We start from the raw sequence: 14,477 nt of genomic DNA, 5'->3' as shown, positions 1-14,477 counted from the left end.
GTCCCCCTCCCCTGTCGTCTTTCCCGGCGCTAAAAAGCGCAAAACGTTAAAAAACCGCCGCAAAGTCGCACAAAGTGAACAGGAACATGTATTCCCAAAACTTATGATATTTGTTTTAAATATAAGTTGTGGTGTTAATGTCTCTGTTACGAAGCTTGCTTTTCTTTCTCGGCGCGGCGGTCGCGGCCGCCATCGCGGTACTCTGCCTGTGGGTGGATATTCGGGTATTTGGCAACGACATCCCGGAGGTGTCGCTCACCGAAGTGGTTCAGGAGAGCGTGCTGGCCGTCATCGTGCTGGTTCATCTTCTGCTGGCGCGCAAATATGCCCACCTGCGCTATAGCAATATCCTCATCGGCGGCTTCTTCCTCGCCATGCTGATCCGCGAACTGGATGGCCTGTTTGATTTACTCTCCCATGGCAGCTGGGTGTGGTTTGCCCTGCTGGCTACCGCAGGGTCCCTGCTGATGCCGCTGCGCCATTTGCGCCAGACCCTGTCGCAGCTGGCGGATTATACCCGCACCCCGTATTACGGGATGATGATCAGCGGCCTGCTGGCGATTCTGGTCTTCTCGCGGCTGTTCGGTATGCACGGCCTGTGGTACGCCGTGCTGGATGAGAACTACGCTCGGGTGGTGAAAAATACGGTGGAGGAAGGCAGCGAGTCGTTTGGCTATATGCTGTGCCTGACCGCCACCCTCGGCTACGCCTGCTACTTCCGCGACCTGGCGCGACAGACGCTGTCGCCGCAGCGCTGACCGCGGCCGACAACCACCGCCGGACGCGCCCGTCGGCGGTGGGGCCCTCAGCGCTTAACCGCGAATTTTCCACTTCCGTTTGAGAACCTCTTTATCCTGGCTATCCAGCCACTGGTTCACTTTCTCCAGCAGCGCCGGATTATCTTTACTCATCATATACACCTTGTCGCTGGCGGTGCCGGCGAACGGAGTCTCGTTGGCGACGCAGAACACGCCGGGCTCTTTGCTCTGGTAATAGTCGCCTTCGATCAGATCGGTCACCATCATATCGGCCGTTTTCTGCCGCAGCGCCTCCAGGTTATCGACGTTGTTCTTCACGCGAATGATCTGCGCCTGCTTAATATGCTCATCGACAAAGCTCTGGTTGGTGCCGCCAGGGTTGACGACCACCTTCACCTCCGGACGGTCTATCTTCGCCAGCGATCCAAGCCGGGGGGCGGCCTGACAATTGGCTAAGGCGATTTTACCGTTCGCCACCACCGGGTGGCTGAGGGCGAACTCCTTCGCCCGCGCCGGGGTCTGCGTCACGCCGCCCATCGCAATATCAAACTTGTCCGCCTGCAGATCGGCGGCGAGCGCCGGCCAGCTGGTGTAGACGAAGCTCACCTTCAGCCCCAGCGTGCGCCCGAGATCGCGGGCCATGTCCACGTCATAGCCCTGCAGCTCGCCGGCGGCATTGCGAAACGCCAGCGGGGCGTAGTCGCCCGGCACGCCGACCTTCAGTTCACCGCTGCGCTCGATGGTTTGCATATCGCGCGCCTGGGCGCCACAGGTCATTATCGCCAGCGTCAGCGCCAGCCCCACCGTCAGTTTCATCTCGCCATCCTTATTGTTATCGGGTTTTCGCGCCGGGGTGGCCGGCCGCTTCTCAGTCAACATCATCCGCAGCGCGTAACAGGGAATTCATCCTATTTTTAAACATCGGGACATACAACCCGACGATCGGGTTGCCGATCGCAAATCTGAAAACGAAACAGGGCTATCGCCCGGTGAATGATTTCTCATCCGCCGGGCGTAGCTTTACGCCAGCGATCGTATTTTCCAGACTGACGCCGTGCCGAATTAAGCACAAAAAACAGCAGCAAGAGAGAAGTAACCAATTGAATAAATTAATAATTTATTTAAATGCACGATATTTCGCGTTCAGACATCGACAACTACCGTCTTATTTACTCCGGAATTCCTCCACAGTACTATCCCGGAAAACGCAGGTAATAAATAACAAGCATATATTAATTCCAGGCGACAATATATTTGCCAAATAAATGAATTAATAAAAAACATGCCCGATTAAAGTCATTTTGTGCCGTATCTGACCCGCAAAATAATGACCCTGGCGCCAGGTTTACCGGCACGACAGGAGGAATGAACATGAAAATAACCACCCTGGGTCTGGCGATGCTCTTCGTCGGACTGGCCGCCGGCCCGGTTTACGCGGCAGACGGCACGCTAAATTTCATCGGCAGGGTCGTGAACGGCGCCTGCAAACTCGAAGGGGCGGGCAATAACGGGGTCATCGACATCAGCATGGGCGATATTCCGCTGTCGAGACTGAAAAACAGCCAGTCGGGTACCGGGCCAGCGGTCGGCGTCGATATTCGCGTCAAAGATTGCGAGAAAGGCACCTACTACATTGTGGTGGATGGCCCCTCTCCCACCGCCACGCCTGAAAATCATGTGCTGGCCCTCAACGATAGCGGTAAGCCGGCCGGCAGCGTGGGTATTCTGCTCACCGACCGTACGGGGACGCCAATCGGCCTCGATGCACACCTCGATCCACAGCACGATCCCCGCATCGAGATCCCGGTGGACGGCGGCTCCGGCACCTTTAGGCTGAAAGCCTTCTATTACACCTGGGATAAAGCCCACGTACTCCCCGGCGACGGCAACGCAACGGCCCGGTTCACCATTATGCAGGAATAGCTTCCCGGTCAGGGATGAGACGTAAAGGGAGCGAAGATGAAAATACAGCTGGCTGTTCTGTTTAGTGCCATGACCTTTCAGGCCTGCGCCGGGATCTCCATCGATGCCAGGCGGGTGGTCTACTCAGGAAAAGACAAAGCCGCCACCCTGAACATTCATAACCGCAGCCGCACACCTTATAAAGTGCAGATCTGGCTGGACGCCGGGCTCAACAAGTCGCGCGTCGACCTGCCGATGGTGGCGACCCCGCCGCTGGTCTATTTATCCCCCCAGCAAACCGCCCAGCTGCGCTTTATCTATCACGGCGGCGGGCTCCCCGCCGATCGGGAAAGCCTGTACTGGGTCAATATTCAGGAGAATCCGCCGCCGTCAGACGGTAACCATACGCTGCAGTTTATCGTCCGCACCCGCCTGAAGCTCTTTTATCGTCCTCCTGCCATCGCCACCACCCTCGCCAGAGAGGTGCAAAAGCTGCAGTGGCAGCAGAGCGGCAATAACCTGCGCTTGACTAACTCAGGCCCACTGCATATCACCCTGGTCAACGGGGCGCTGATCGATAATAAAGGCCACATTTCGCCGATGAGAAACGTGATGCTCCGGCCGTACAGCAGCTATACCGTGTCAACGACCGACAGCGCTCGCCTGTACAAGCTAAACTATATCGACGATGACGGCGCGGTGGTGGCGATCCCCCTTCAGGCGGCCTATGCTCCGGCCCCACGCTAGTTATACTCGAGGGCGAAGGTCACCATGCTGTCGGCTGTGCCCGCCGTCACCGTGGCGTCAGTTTGCACATACTGGGCGTTAAAATTGATGGCCTCAGCCGTGCCAGCGTTACTGCCGGTTACCCTTTTCAGGATCGGCAAGTTGCTGGCCTCATTGATTTTAACGCTGGTGCCATCAGACACTGCCGCGCCGGGGTTATTGCCGTAGGTCAGCTTCACGCCGACGCCGCTGGCGCTGTTGCTGGCCTTGCTTAGCACCAGGGTATCACTCTCCACGCTGACGCCGAAAAAGCCGATGCGCACATCGGTCGGCGTCGGACAGAACACCGGGATCGAAAAGCGCTTCGCCTGGCCGCCGGTGCTCCCTTTACCGTGAAACTCCGCCCGGTTTACCGTGCCCAGACTGACCTGGATCGTTGAGGTCGCCACCTGGCAGCTGCCGCTGCTGCCAATGTCCACGTTCAGGGCGGCGATATCAATGCTGACCGGCGCACTGGCGACAAAGCCGGCGTTTCCGTTGGCCTGCTGTTCAATGGTCACCTCCCCCACCTGCGGCAGCGGCGACGAGTTGGTATGCGTCCCGTCAGCCAGCTGTACCGTACCGGTCTTATAGAAGGTTACCGCGATCCTGACCGTCGTCTGCTGCTGCGTCATGAGCGCCGGGAGCATCGTGCTGTCGCAGACCACCACCGACTCGCCGCCAGCGGAGTGGCTGCCGTCGATAGCGCGCATCGGGCCGCCGGCGCACTGGAAGCTAAGCGAGTAGCCGATGCCGTCGATGGCGCTGGGGTAGACGTGCTGTCCGTTAATCACCACCGGCGAGCCGCCGGTTTTCAGCTGTTTGTAGACAATGCGTTTGGCGATCGCCGTCGGCAGCTGCAGGTCGCAGGAAAAGGGGATCCCGCTGCCGTTATCCGCCATCGCGCTGGTCATCTGAGTATTGACCGGCAGCGTGGGCAAATACTTGATATTGGGAATATTGACGGTGGTCTGGCCGATATTCGCGCGGCAGTTTTCAGCCCGCGCGCCGGGAAGATAGCCGCTCAGCGCCAGCAAAAAGAGAAAAGGAAGTAGACGAAAAACAGATTTCATAGCCGCCTCAGCGTGACTGGCACAGCCCGGAGACGGTTTTCACCGTATTCAGACTCTGCTGTGGGTTATCCGCAAGATGAAAATGCATCGTGCAACTCTGCGACTGGTTATTGACGACCCAGCTCACCGCCAGGGTTCCCTCCTGCGGCACGCCGCTGAGGTACACCTGACCGCCGTCGGCTACCATGCCGCCCGGCGCATTGCCGCTCTCCTCCGTCCCGACCAACCGCGCGCTGGCGCCAAAGGGTAACGGCCCCTGCGCGTTGCGCAGGGTAAATAGCACCCGGTTGCCTATGCGGGTCCGGTAGTTGGCCATCACCACCGCGCCGCCGCCGGGGATCACCGTCTGACCCTGCTGGTCGACGTCGGTATCATCCGCCATCGACTCCGTGTCGAGGGTAATGACATTTTTCCGGTAGGTGGTCAGAGACGGCACCACAGCATAACCGCGCCAGTCGGTGTGCACATTGTTGCCGTTTTGCACCGCCACGCCGGCAGCCCCCGGCGCGCGGACGATGGCGAAGCTCTCGCCCACCGTCTGACCGAAGGTCACGCCGTGCGGATGCGCGACCACCGAGCCGGCGCCTCCCCAGGTCAGCTGATTACTGGCGGCGTCATGGCGATAGCCGAGCTGCGCGTTGCCGAAGCCGCCGTGGTAGTCCAGGGCGACGCTGCTGTTGGTGCCCCGCCCCTGGTTGCCGTAGCCCTGCTGAACCGAGTAGAACAGATTCGGCCGCGTCGGCATCGCGCCATACAGCGACACCTGCTGCGAGGTATAGCCATTGCTGTCCGAGGTGGTGTTGTAGCTCACCGCGCTGTCGGACAGCGGACCGCCCAGCGGAATATTGATATTGAATGACCAGGAGCGGTCATTTTTTTGCTGGCCGCTGGCGCGAGTGTAGTAATAGCCCACGCCCCAGGAGATCCCTTTCCAGGCGCTGTAGAATCCGAGATGCACCGTCTCATCCCGACTCTGCCGGTGCCAGTATTCCTGCGACCAGGCGGAAACCGCCAGACTGCCCAGACCGCCGAGGCTTTGTGACACCGACACTTCCTCCCGGCGGCGCCGGTTGTCCACCTGCCCCTGCGCGCTTTCGAGGGCGCTGGCTTCGGCAAAATCGTAATAGCCGCTGGAGGAGTAGCGATAGCTGGCGAGGCTGAACGTGGTGCCCGAGCTGACGAAATCTTTCTGATACTGAGCGCGCAGCGAATGGCCCGCATAGCGCTTGCCCGACGGCGTACGGGTGACGGCCTGGGTGACGTCGCCTCCCAGCGAACCGAACTCGCCAAAGCCGCGGCCCAGGCCCAGCGCCCACGACTGATAGTCCTGGGCCAGCTGCGTGCCGCCGTAGAGGGTAAATCCCGCCGACAGACCATAGAACAGGGTGCCCTGCAGGAATTCCGGCGAGCGCACCGAATCCGCCCCGGAGTGGTAGCGACCGGCGCTGAGGCTGAATTTGCCGCGCCCTTCGCGCAGCATATAGGGCACGGCGGAATAGGGCTGGGTAAAGGTGCGCACCGAACCATTGCTCTCGGTCACCTTCACCTCCAGATCGCCGCTTTGCGAGGTGGGATAAAGATCGCTGATGGCGAACGCCCCCGGCGACACGAAGGTTTCGTAGATCACATACCCGTGCTGGGAGACGGTCACTTTGGCATTGCTGTGCGCCACGCCGCGGATGGTAGGGGCAAAGCCGCGCTGGCTGTCCGGGAGCATCTCATCGTCAGACATCAGCTGGACGCCGCGAAACGGGATGCTGTCAAACACATCGCCGGTGGTGTAAGTATCGCCGATCCGCAGCAGACTCTTCAGCGAGCGGACGTCGCGCTGCAGCCAGGTGCTCTGTGAATCCCAGTGCCGGCGCTGCTGGTCGTACTGCATTGAGGAGATATTGCGCAGCCGCCAGGCGCCCAGGTTCACGCCGCTGCGTAAATTGAGATAGTTTGAGCGGCTGCTCTCCCCTTCATCGGCATTCTTTATCTGCGCGCCGGAAAAATAGTAATCGACAAACGCGGCCGGCACGCCATCGTCCCAGCGCGATGGATCGACATAGCCGCGGCTTTGCACGTTCATCGCCGCCTGGGGAATGCTCAGCGTCAGGCGCTGGTTAGCGAAGGTGAAGCGGCTGCTGGCGTCGGGAATAAACTTCTCGATCCGGGTGAAGGTCTCACCTTCATGCAGCGTTTGAAAAGCCGGAAACGCGCTGACGTTGACCCCATAATCCGCCAGCTGCCCGGGCGTCAGCACCGGCTGCAGCTGCCCGCCATCGTCAACAAAGGTGATATTGGCCTGGCCCAGCTCCTGGTCGTTAACCACCACAGTGACAGGATAAGTCCCCGGCTGCTGCCCGCCGGGTTTGGCGAAGTAGTGCAGATCGGAGGTTTGCTGCTGCGGGTCGGCAAACTCCAGCGCCGCCGGATCAAAATAGTCGTCGGCCAGCGCCCGGCTCAGCGGGCTGAGACAGCACATCATCGTCGGCAGCGTCGCCAGCGCCAGCGCCCGTCCGGCGGTGACGGGCAACGCGGCATACTCCCGCACCCTGGCTGTTGTTATTCTTTTCATGCTGGCGCCGTCCGGTAAGCTCATCACAAAGGGGAATTACTGCTGGGCGTAATCGCTGACGCCGCCGTAGTCGTTAATCGCCCGCCATTTGACGGTGCCGTGCCCGCTCACCGGCCACGTTTTCTCGCCAAAGGGGGCCACCATGCCAGGCTCGTCGATTGCCTGCCCGCCCACCTCGACGGCGTAAAAAGAGACAAAATAGGGAGTGGGGTTTGCCACCGTCAGATGACCGCCGGACTGGCTAAACTTCAGCTGCTGCCAGGCTTTAGCCGGGTCGCCCGCCAGGCCGTTGGGGCGATAAAAGATTTTGAATTTCGACTTAATATTGACCTGCAGCTTGTTCACCTCGCCCTTGGGCGTCGGGGCGATACTTTTGACGTTCAGCCAGTAGACCGATTCACGGTCGCTGGGCAGCGAGGCGCCAATAAAGTTAATGCGCAGGACGTTATTTTGCTCCGGATCGAGACGGAATAAGGGCGGCGTAACAATAAAGGGCACCTTGGCCTTATCGTTTTCCGCGTAATTTTCCACCCACGACTGCACCAGATAGGGCGTATGGGTATCGGCATTAGTGACTGAAATAGCGGCTTCACGCTTCCCTTCCTGATAAATCACACGGGTTCCACCCATGACAATACCGGCCTGTGCTGCCGTGGAGCACAGCAGAAAGGCCGCAACGGCAATTATTTTCTTCATCATGACTTACCATCAGGTAAAGGTTGAACAAACAGTAAAATAAAGCAGGGAATATCAGAGCCAGTACCCGTCGGGATAATTAGCAAAAACAACTATACCGTCACGAATATATTTCGTGACTTTATGACAATTATCACTTTAGCTATCTGCAATTAATCAGGACGCAGTGGACTGACTCTGAATAGCGCGCAATATGATTAGTTATAAATCATATTGAAATTAGCCGTACCGTTGGCATCGCCAGCCGTCACCGCACCGGTGGAGATATAGTCGGCGAAAAACTCGAGGTCGGCAGTGCCGGTGCCGGCAGTCGCGCCCGCAACGACATTTTTGGCTTTCGACACTTTGCCGAGGCTGACCGCCGTAGACTTGTCATCTTCATACAGCTTGATCGCCACGCCAGCGGCGCCGCCGGTGGTCGCCAACAGCGTGTTATCAGACTGATCGCGCGCGCCGTCAAACAGCACCGCAACATTTGTCACGCTGGCAGGGCAATCTTTTACTTTGATATGGAAAGGCGTTTTGGTGGTTTCAAAACCTGTGCTGGTAAAATAGGTGCTGGCCCATTTGCCCAGATCCACCGTCTGGCTGGTGGATGCGCTGTCGATATTGCAGGAGCTGTCGGTGATTGATCCATTGAAGATAACCTGTCCGCCGGTACCCTGGGTACCCGCGTTGGAGCCAGGGTTAACGTTAATGGTTGGCGTAGTAACAGAAATTGCAGCGCCAGAAACCAGCGCTCCCATGAGAATTGCCATAATACGAAGTTGCGTTTTCATTATTTATCTCATCGTTAACGAATATATTTTCCCGTCATCGGCAATAGCCCCATGGCTATCGCGAAACGGCTCGTCCGTTCCTCCCTGTAAATGATCATTGCGTTCCTTCCGCAGGATAATCGGCACACGTCCTTTAACTCCGCTTTATTTCGCCGAAAGGTGGCCATGAATAACAAGCAGAAGAAAAAGAGTTATTTTGATGTGCGAAATAAATATATTACCCGATGTAAAAAAAGGCAACCTGATGAAATGTTACATACAGGTTAATGACTATACTCGGCATAAAGTTATTTTTTGAAATGGCATTTCAATGTTAATTTACATATCTATACAAAAGAAAATTAAATACCTCTCAACAACAACACGTCCATTTTATTAACAAATTTAAAGATAATTGCTCAAAAAAGCGTCTTGTTTTATTGTGCTCAAACCCGGTGCCACTAAAAAATTAGGAATTTTCCTGGTATTAATCTTCATCATTTCTACACAAATTAAGGCAAAGCGCTCCTGAGCTGCGCTGTAATTTCTTGTTCTGGAAGTATTTTTATTTTCAAATGAAAGCCATTACTTCATTAACCCAAATGTATTGCCGTTATCCGCCACCGTAACCACTCCCTTTCACAGGGTTATTTTGACGCAAAAAAAATCCGCAACCCGAACGGATTGCGGACGGAGGATCAATCAGTAATGAGATGGGCTTCAGAACAGGCCCAGCGGCGCGGTGCCGTAGCTCACCAGCAGGTTTTTGGTTTGCTGATAGGCATCCAGCGCCATCTTATGCGTTTCCCGCCCGACGCCGGACTGTTTATAGCCGCCGAACGCCGCATGTGCCGGGTAGACATGATAACAGTTGGTCCATACGCGACCGGCCTGAATACCGCGCCCCATGCGATAGGCGAGATTGGTATCGCGCGTCCACACCCCAGCGCCGAGGCCAAACTGGGTCTCATTGGCGATAGCCAGCGCTTCCGCTTCGTCCTTAAAGGTGGTCACCCCGATCACCGGCCCAAAGATCTCCTCCTGGAAGGAGCGCATATCGTTGCGACCTTTAATCAGCGTGGGCTGAATATAAAAACCATTATCCAGCGCCGGCGCGATCGCCGCCCGCTCGCCGCCGGTGAGGATTTGTCCGCCCTCTTCCCGGGCAATCTGAATATAAGAGAGGATCTTGTCGAACTGCTGGCGGGAAGCCTGGGCGCCGATCATGGTGTCGGTATCTAACGGATCGCCGCGACGGATCTGCGCCACCTTCTCCATGACCCGCGCCATAAAGGGCTCATAGATGGATTCATGGATCAGCGCCCGCGACGGGCAAGTACAGACCTCACCCTGGTTGAAGAAACCGAGCACCAGCCCCTCCACCGCCTTCTCAATAAACTCCTCTTCACCCTCCATCACGTCGGCGAAGTAAATATTGGGCGATTTGCCCCCCAGCTCGACGGTGCAGGGGATAATATTCTCCGCCGCGCAGGCGAGAATATGTCGCCCGACCGGCGTGGAGCCGGTAAACGCCAGCTTGGCGATACGCTTGCTGGTGGCCAGCGCCTCGCCCGCCTCTTTGCCGAAGCCCTGCACCACGTTCAGCACCCCCGCCGGGAACAGATCGCCGATCAGCTCCAGCAGCAGGGTAATACTCAGCGGCGTCTGTTCCGCCGGCTTGAGCACCACGCAGTTCCCCGCCGCCAGGGCCGGGGCCAGCTTCCACGCGGCCATCAGCAGCGGGAAGTTCCACGGGATAATCTGACCGACCACCCCCAGCGGTTCATGGAAATGGTAAGCCACCGTTGTTTCGTCAATTTCGGCAGTGCTTCCCTCCTGGGCGCGCAGGCAGCCGGCGAAGTAGCGAAAGTGATCCACCGCCAGCGGCAGGTCGGCATTCAGCGTTTCGCGGATCGGTTTGCCGTTGTCCCAGCTCTCCGCCACCGCCAGATATTCCAGATGCTGTTCAATACGGTCGGCGACCTGCAGCAGCAGCCTGGAGCGCTGTTGCACTGAGGTTTTGCCCCACGCCGGCGCCGCACGGTGGGCGGCGTCGAGGGCGAAGTCAATATCTCTGGCGTCCGACCGGGGAAACTGCGCAATGTTGCTGCCGTCTACCGGGGAGGTATTCATAAAGAATTCACCGCTCAGCGGCTCGACAAATTTACCGTCAATAAAGTTGCCGTAAGCGGATTTCAATGAAACCAGGGCGCCGGGCTGGCCAGGGTGTGCATAACGCATCGCAAATCTCCTTCTGTAGGGTTGAGACGCAGCGGCATATTGATTTTTTAAACTTGCCGCCGAACGCTTCTCACTTTGCAGGGGTTATGCCAGTTTTTCATTTTCTCTAAATATCTTCATTTATTAACAGGTTGCATTCACTGACTGGGCAGATGGTCAGCCACTGTCGCACGGGTTTCCACTTATGTGTTGCAAATCGCAACACCAAATAAACCAAATGGCTACAATATTGCAACACAGCAACATCGACCCAGAGGTGCCCTGTGCCAGGCAATCCCTTTCTTCTCGCCCCAGAGGTTAACGCCAATCCCCTGCTGAGCGATTCATGGTCTCGCTGCCAGCGCTACGGTCTGGATCCCGCCACCGAGGATTTTCCCCGCCTCGACGCCGGCGAGCTGGCGGACCGGCTCGCCAGCCACCGCAGCCTGCAGCAGCTGGCGCAGCCGGTGGTGGAAGCCCTGTCGCGCCAGGTGGCGGACCTGCAGTCGGTGGTGATCCTCTCCGACCCCGGCGGTCTGGTGCTCCATACCGTCGGCGATACCCAGGCGATGCAGAAGGCTCAGCGCGTCGCGCTGGCGCCGGGCAATCTGTGGAGCGAAAGCGGACGCGGGACCAACGCCATCGGCACCGCGCTGGCGATTGACGACGGCTGCGAAATCGATGGGCGTCAGCACTTTCTCACCCGCAACCAGAATTTGTACTGCGCGGCGATGCCGCTCCAGCGGCCGGACGGAAGCATCGCCGGCGTGCTGGATATCTCCGGCCCGGCGGATTTTCCCCACCAGCACACCTTTGGCTGGGTGAAAGCGGCGGCAAAGCAGATTGAGTATCTGTGGGTGAAGCAGAGCCTGCATCCTGAGCAGTGGCTGATGAGCCTCCACCGGCAGGTGGACAAGCTCGACAGTGTGGAGGAACTGCTGCTGGTCTTTTCCGACAACGTCCTTACCGCCGGCAACCGGCTGGCGATGCGCGAGTTCGGCCTGAGCGCGGCACAGTTTGGCCAGCTCACCTTTGCGTCGCTTTTTCCGACGCTGACGCAAACGGCGGTCAGCGTTCCCCTGCCCCTGACCACCCCGCAGGGTCGCTATCACTATCGCCTGCGCGAGCCCACCCGCCGCCGGGTGGCGGTGAGCGCCCCGCCGGCCATGCAGCTCCCCTTCACCAGCCCGCGGGAAGGCGAAAAGCTGCTCCGGCTGCTTAACGCCGGCATCGCGCTCTGTATTGAGGGGGAAACCGGCAGCGGCAAAGAGTATGTCAGCCGCACGCTGCACCAGCACAGCCGCTGGCGCAGCGGTAAATTCGTCGCCATTAACTGCGCCGCCATTCCGGAATCGCTGATCGAGTCCGAGCTTTTCGGCTACCAGCCAGGGGCGTTTACCGGCGCCAGCAAAAACGGCTATATCGGCAAAATCCGCGAGGCCGAGGGCGGGGTGCTGTTTCTTGATGAGATCGGCGATATGCCGCTGGCGCTGCAGACCCGCCTTCTGCGAGTACTGCAGGAGAAAGAGGTCGCCCCGCTCGGCGCCAGCCGCAGCGTGCCGGTGAACTTCGCCCTGATCTGCGCCACGCACCGCAACCTGACCCAGCGGGTCAGCGCCGGCGAATTTCGCGAAGATCTGCTGTGGCGCCTGCGGGAGTACGCCCTGGCGCTGCCTCCGCTACGCGAGTGGCCGGCGCTGGAAACCTTTATCGCCACCCTGTGGCGCGACCTGGGCGGCGCTTCGCGCCGGGTGACGCTGTCCACCGCGCTGCTGACCCACCTCAGCCAGCTGCCGTGGCCGGGAAACGTGCGCCAGCTGCAGAGCGTCCTGAAGGTGATGCTGGCTCTGGCCGATGAGGGCGACACGCTGACGCCCGATGCGCTGCCGGACGCATACCGCGCTGCGCCTGCGCCGCTGCCGCGCGGGGGGTTACAGGCCCATGACGAGCAGTTGATTGTCGATACCCTCGCCAGGGTCAATGGCAACGTCAGCCGGGCGGCGCAGATGCTGGGTATCGCCCGCAGCACGCTATACCGCCGCGCCGCCCGTGCCGGACGGCCACGCCGCTGAGGCGATGGCCTAAAGCGCGCCGGCCGCGGACGCTACGCCAGACCCAGCCCCGCCCGCAGGGCATCGATCGTCACCCGCGTTTTTTGCGGCAGCCACGGCCCTTCCGGCCACACCGCGTGGATGGCGAAACGCACACGGTCGCTGGGCGCCAGAACCTGCTGCAGCGTCCCGTCGGCGAGCGCCTGTGCCACCAGCCAGTCCGGCAGCCAGGCGATGCCCATTCCCTGCTGCGCCGCCGCGGCGATGGCGGCAAAGTCATCCTGCACCAGCCACGCCTCCGGGGTGAAGCGCACTTCGCCCTGCTGCGGGTCGTAAAGTTGCCATTTTTGCAGCTGACCGTTATGCAGATAGCCGAGGGTGCGGTGCTCGCTCAGCCCGGCGATGGTCTGCGGCGCCGGCTGGCGACGCAGGTACTCCGCCGCCGCACACAGCACCATGCCATGCTCCCCCAGCGCCCGCGCCCGTAGCGACCCGGTATCGGCCAGGCTCCCGATACGCACCGCGAGATCAAACCCCTCTTCCAGCAGATTGACCTGCCGGTCGCTGTAGTGGAGCTCGAGCTTCAGCAATGGATAGCGCTGGCTCAGGCGGAACAGCAGCGGCGCCACGCAGCGCTGGCCAAACAGCACCGGCAGCGAAATCCGCAGCCGTCCCTGCACCTCGCCTTTGCCGCGCTGCAGCGCTTCTTCGGCCTCGCGAATGCGTCCCAGCGCCTCCCGACACTGGTGATAAAATTGCTCTCCCTCTTCCGTCAGCAGTTGCCTGCGGGTGGTGCGCTGGAATAACGCCACGCCGAGACGCGCTTCCAGCCGGGCAATGGTTTTTCCCACCGCCGAACGCGTCACGTGGAGGATCGTCGCCGCGCTGGCAAAGTTACCGCTCTCGACCACAGTGACAAACACGGGGATCGCGTTCAGATCGTCGCGCACAGATTGGTTCCTTACGGGATACAATAGAGGAAAATAATGTCACTCCAGAGAGAAAAAAGACAGTGTTAGTCTCTGCTTCTATCCTTCACTTGAGGCACTCATCATGGCTAACGTTCTGGTATTAAAGTCCAGTATTAATGGCGAAACTTCCCTGACCAATCAGCTGATTAACGAATTTATCGCAGCGCGCCAGGCGGCGGGCCGCCACGATCGGATCCGCGAACACGATCTCAGCGCTATGGCGCTGCCGACGCTGGATGGCGCGCTGTTTGCCGCCCTGCGCGGGGCGGCGGATCCGCGGCCGGCCATCCGCGCGGCGGTAGCGCTCTCCGACCAGTTTATCGCCGAGTTAAAAGCCAGCGACCTGCTGGTGATCGGTGCCCCGATGTATAACCTCAACGTCCCGACCGATCTGAAGAAATGGTTCGACCTCGTGGCGCGGGCGCGGGAAACCTTTCGCTACACCGACAGCTGGCCGCAGGGGCTGGTCGAGGGCGTCCGGGCGGTGGTCGTCAGCAGCCGCGGCGGTGTTCACCAGGGAGAAACCACCGACGCCGTCACCCCCTATCTGCGCGCGGTGCTGGGGCTGATGGGGATCCATGAGGTGGAATTTATCTATGCCGAAGGGCTGGATAACCGCCCGCACGGTCGCGACGCCGGGATCGCCAGCGCCCGGGCGCAGATAGCCGATCTCGCCGTTCCGGCCTGAGTCGCGGGGAAAAAGGGGCTGGCGCTGGCGGC

At 59.4% G+C, this 14,477-nt stretch carries 12 protein-coding genes; 5 read left to right on the top strand and 7 right to left on the bottom strand.

What is annotated here, in order from left to right; genetic code table 11:
* Window positions 1–137 precede the first annotated feature (137 nt).
* Complete coding sequence (locus tag L2I46_RS16990; RefSeq protein ID WP_023290731.1) at window positions 138–758, top strand: hypothetical protein; 621 nt, start codon at window positions 138–140, stop codon at window positions 756–758.
* Between the two features lie 54 nt (window positions 759–812).
* Here the strand turns inward: L2I46_RS16990 and L2I46_RS16985 are convergent, their stop codons facing one another.
* The gene (locus L2I46_RS16985; protein WP_247275367.1) at window positions 813–1,637 is read right to left on the bottom strand and encodes a transporter substrate-binding domain-containing protein; all 825 of its coding nucleotides are present in this window, start codon (window positions 1,635–1,637) and stop codon (window positions 813–815) included.
* A 492-nt stretch (window positions 1,638–2,129) separates the two neighbouring features.
* Between L2I46_RS16985 and L2I46_RS16980 the strand changes: the two genes are divergently transcribed.
* Together L2I46_RS16980 and L2I46_RS16975 are read left to right on the top strand one after the other, a co-directional pair.
* On the top strand, window positions 2,130–2,681 hold the full coding sequence (locus tag L2I46_RS16980) for a fimbrial protein (RefSeq protein WP_236948053.1): 552 nt from the start codon (window positions 2,130–2,132) through the stop codon (window positions 2,679–2,681).
* 36 nt (window positions 2,682–2,717) lie between these two features.
* Window positions 2,718–3,407, top strand: a complete 690-nt coding sequence (locus tag L2I46_RS16975) for a fimbrial biogenesis chaperone (RefSeq protein ID WP_236948052.1) — start codon at window positions 2,718–2,720, stop codon at window positions 3,405–3,407.
* Here L2I46_RS16975 and L2I46_RS16970 read toward each other — a convergent pair.
* The 5 genes from L2I46_RS16970 to exaC all read right to left on the bottom strand — a co-directional run bounded on the left by L2I46_RS16970 (window position 3,404) and on the right by exaC (window position 10,756).
* Window positions 3,404–4,498 (bottom strand): fimbrial protein, encoded by a 1,095-nt coding sequence (locus tag L2I46_RS16970; RefSeq protein WP_101862105.1) that lies wholly within the window; start codon window positions 4,496–4,498, stop codon window positions 3,404–3,406. The genes L2I46_RS16975 and L2I46_RS16970 overlap by 4 nt on opposite strands.
* A gap of 7 nt (window positions 4,499–4,505) precedes the next feature.
* On the bottom strand, window positions 4,506–7,061 hold the full coding sequence (locus tag L2I46_RS16965) for a fimbria/pilus outer membrane usher protein (protein WP_101862222.1): 2,556 nt from the start codon (window positions 7,059–7,061) through the stop codon (window positions 4,506–4,508).
* Between the two features lie 36 nt (window positions 7,062–7,097).
* Window positions 7,098–7,760 (bottom strand): fimbrial biogenesis chaperone, encoded by a 663-nt coding sequence (locus L2I46_RS16960; RefSeq protein WP_023290737.1) that lies wholly within the window; start codon window positions 7,758–7,760, stop codon window positions 7,098–7,100.
* A gap of 194 nt (window positions 7,761–7,954) precedes the next feature.
* Window positions 7,955–8,536, bottom strand: coding sequence for a fimbrial protein (locus tag L2I46_RS16955; RefSeq protein ID WP_023290738.1), 582 nt, complete (start codon window positions 8,534–8,536; stop codon window positions 7,955–7,957).
* Window positions 8,537–9,235: 699 nt separating this feature from the next.
* The gene (gene exaC / locus L2I46_RS16950; RefSeq protein WP_032453792.1) at window positions 9,236–10,756 is read right to left on the bottom strand and encodes an acetaldehyde dehydrogenase ExaC; all 1,521 of its coding nucleotides are present in this window, start codon (window positions 10,754–10,756) and stop codon (window positions 9,236–9,238) included.
* 263 nt (window positions 10,757–11,019) lie between these two features.
* On the opposite strand from exaC, the gene L2I46_RS16945 reads away from it, so the two are divergent.
* Window positions 11,020–12,807 (top strand): sigma-54-dependent Fis family transcriptional regulator, encoded by a 1,788-nt coding sequence (locus tag L2I46_RS16945; protein ID WP_023290740.1) that lies wholly within the window; start codon window positions 11,020–11,022, stop codon window positions 12,805–12,807.
* A gap of 32 nt (window positions 12,808–12,839) precedes the next feature.
* Here the strand turns inward: L2I46_RS16945 and L2I46_RS16940 are convergent, their stop codons facing one another.
* A complete protein-coding gene (locus tag L2I46_RS16940; protein ID WP_048298081.1) occupies window positions 12,840–13,736 on the bottom strand; it encodes a LysR family transcriptional regulator in 897 nt (298 codons plus the stop codon).
* Between the two features lie 103 nt (window positions 13,737–13,839).
* On the opposite strand from L2I46_RS16940, the gene L2I46_RS16935 reads away from it, so the two are divergent.
* Window positions 13,840–14,445: an FMN-dependent NADH-azoreductase gene (locus tag L2I46_RS16935; RefSeq protein ID WP_044524457.1), complete on the top strand. Its 606-nt coding sequence runs from the start codon at window positions 13,840–13,842 to the stop codon at window positions 14,443–14,445.
* The last annotated feature ends 32 nt before the right edge of the window (window positions 14,446–14,477 follow it).

Origin of the sequence: Klebsiella sp. 2019SCSN059 (assembly GCF_021739525.1) — a bacterium.
Taxonomy (GTDB): Bacteria; Pseudomonadota; Gammaproteobacteria; order Enterobacterales; family Enterobacteriaceae; genus Klebsiella; species Klebsiella quasipneumoniae.
The sequence above is the reverse complement of the archived record's forward strand: the minus strand, read 5'-3'. Positions and strand labels throughout refer to the sequence as shown.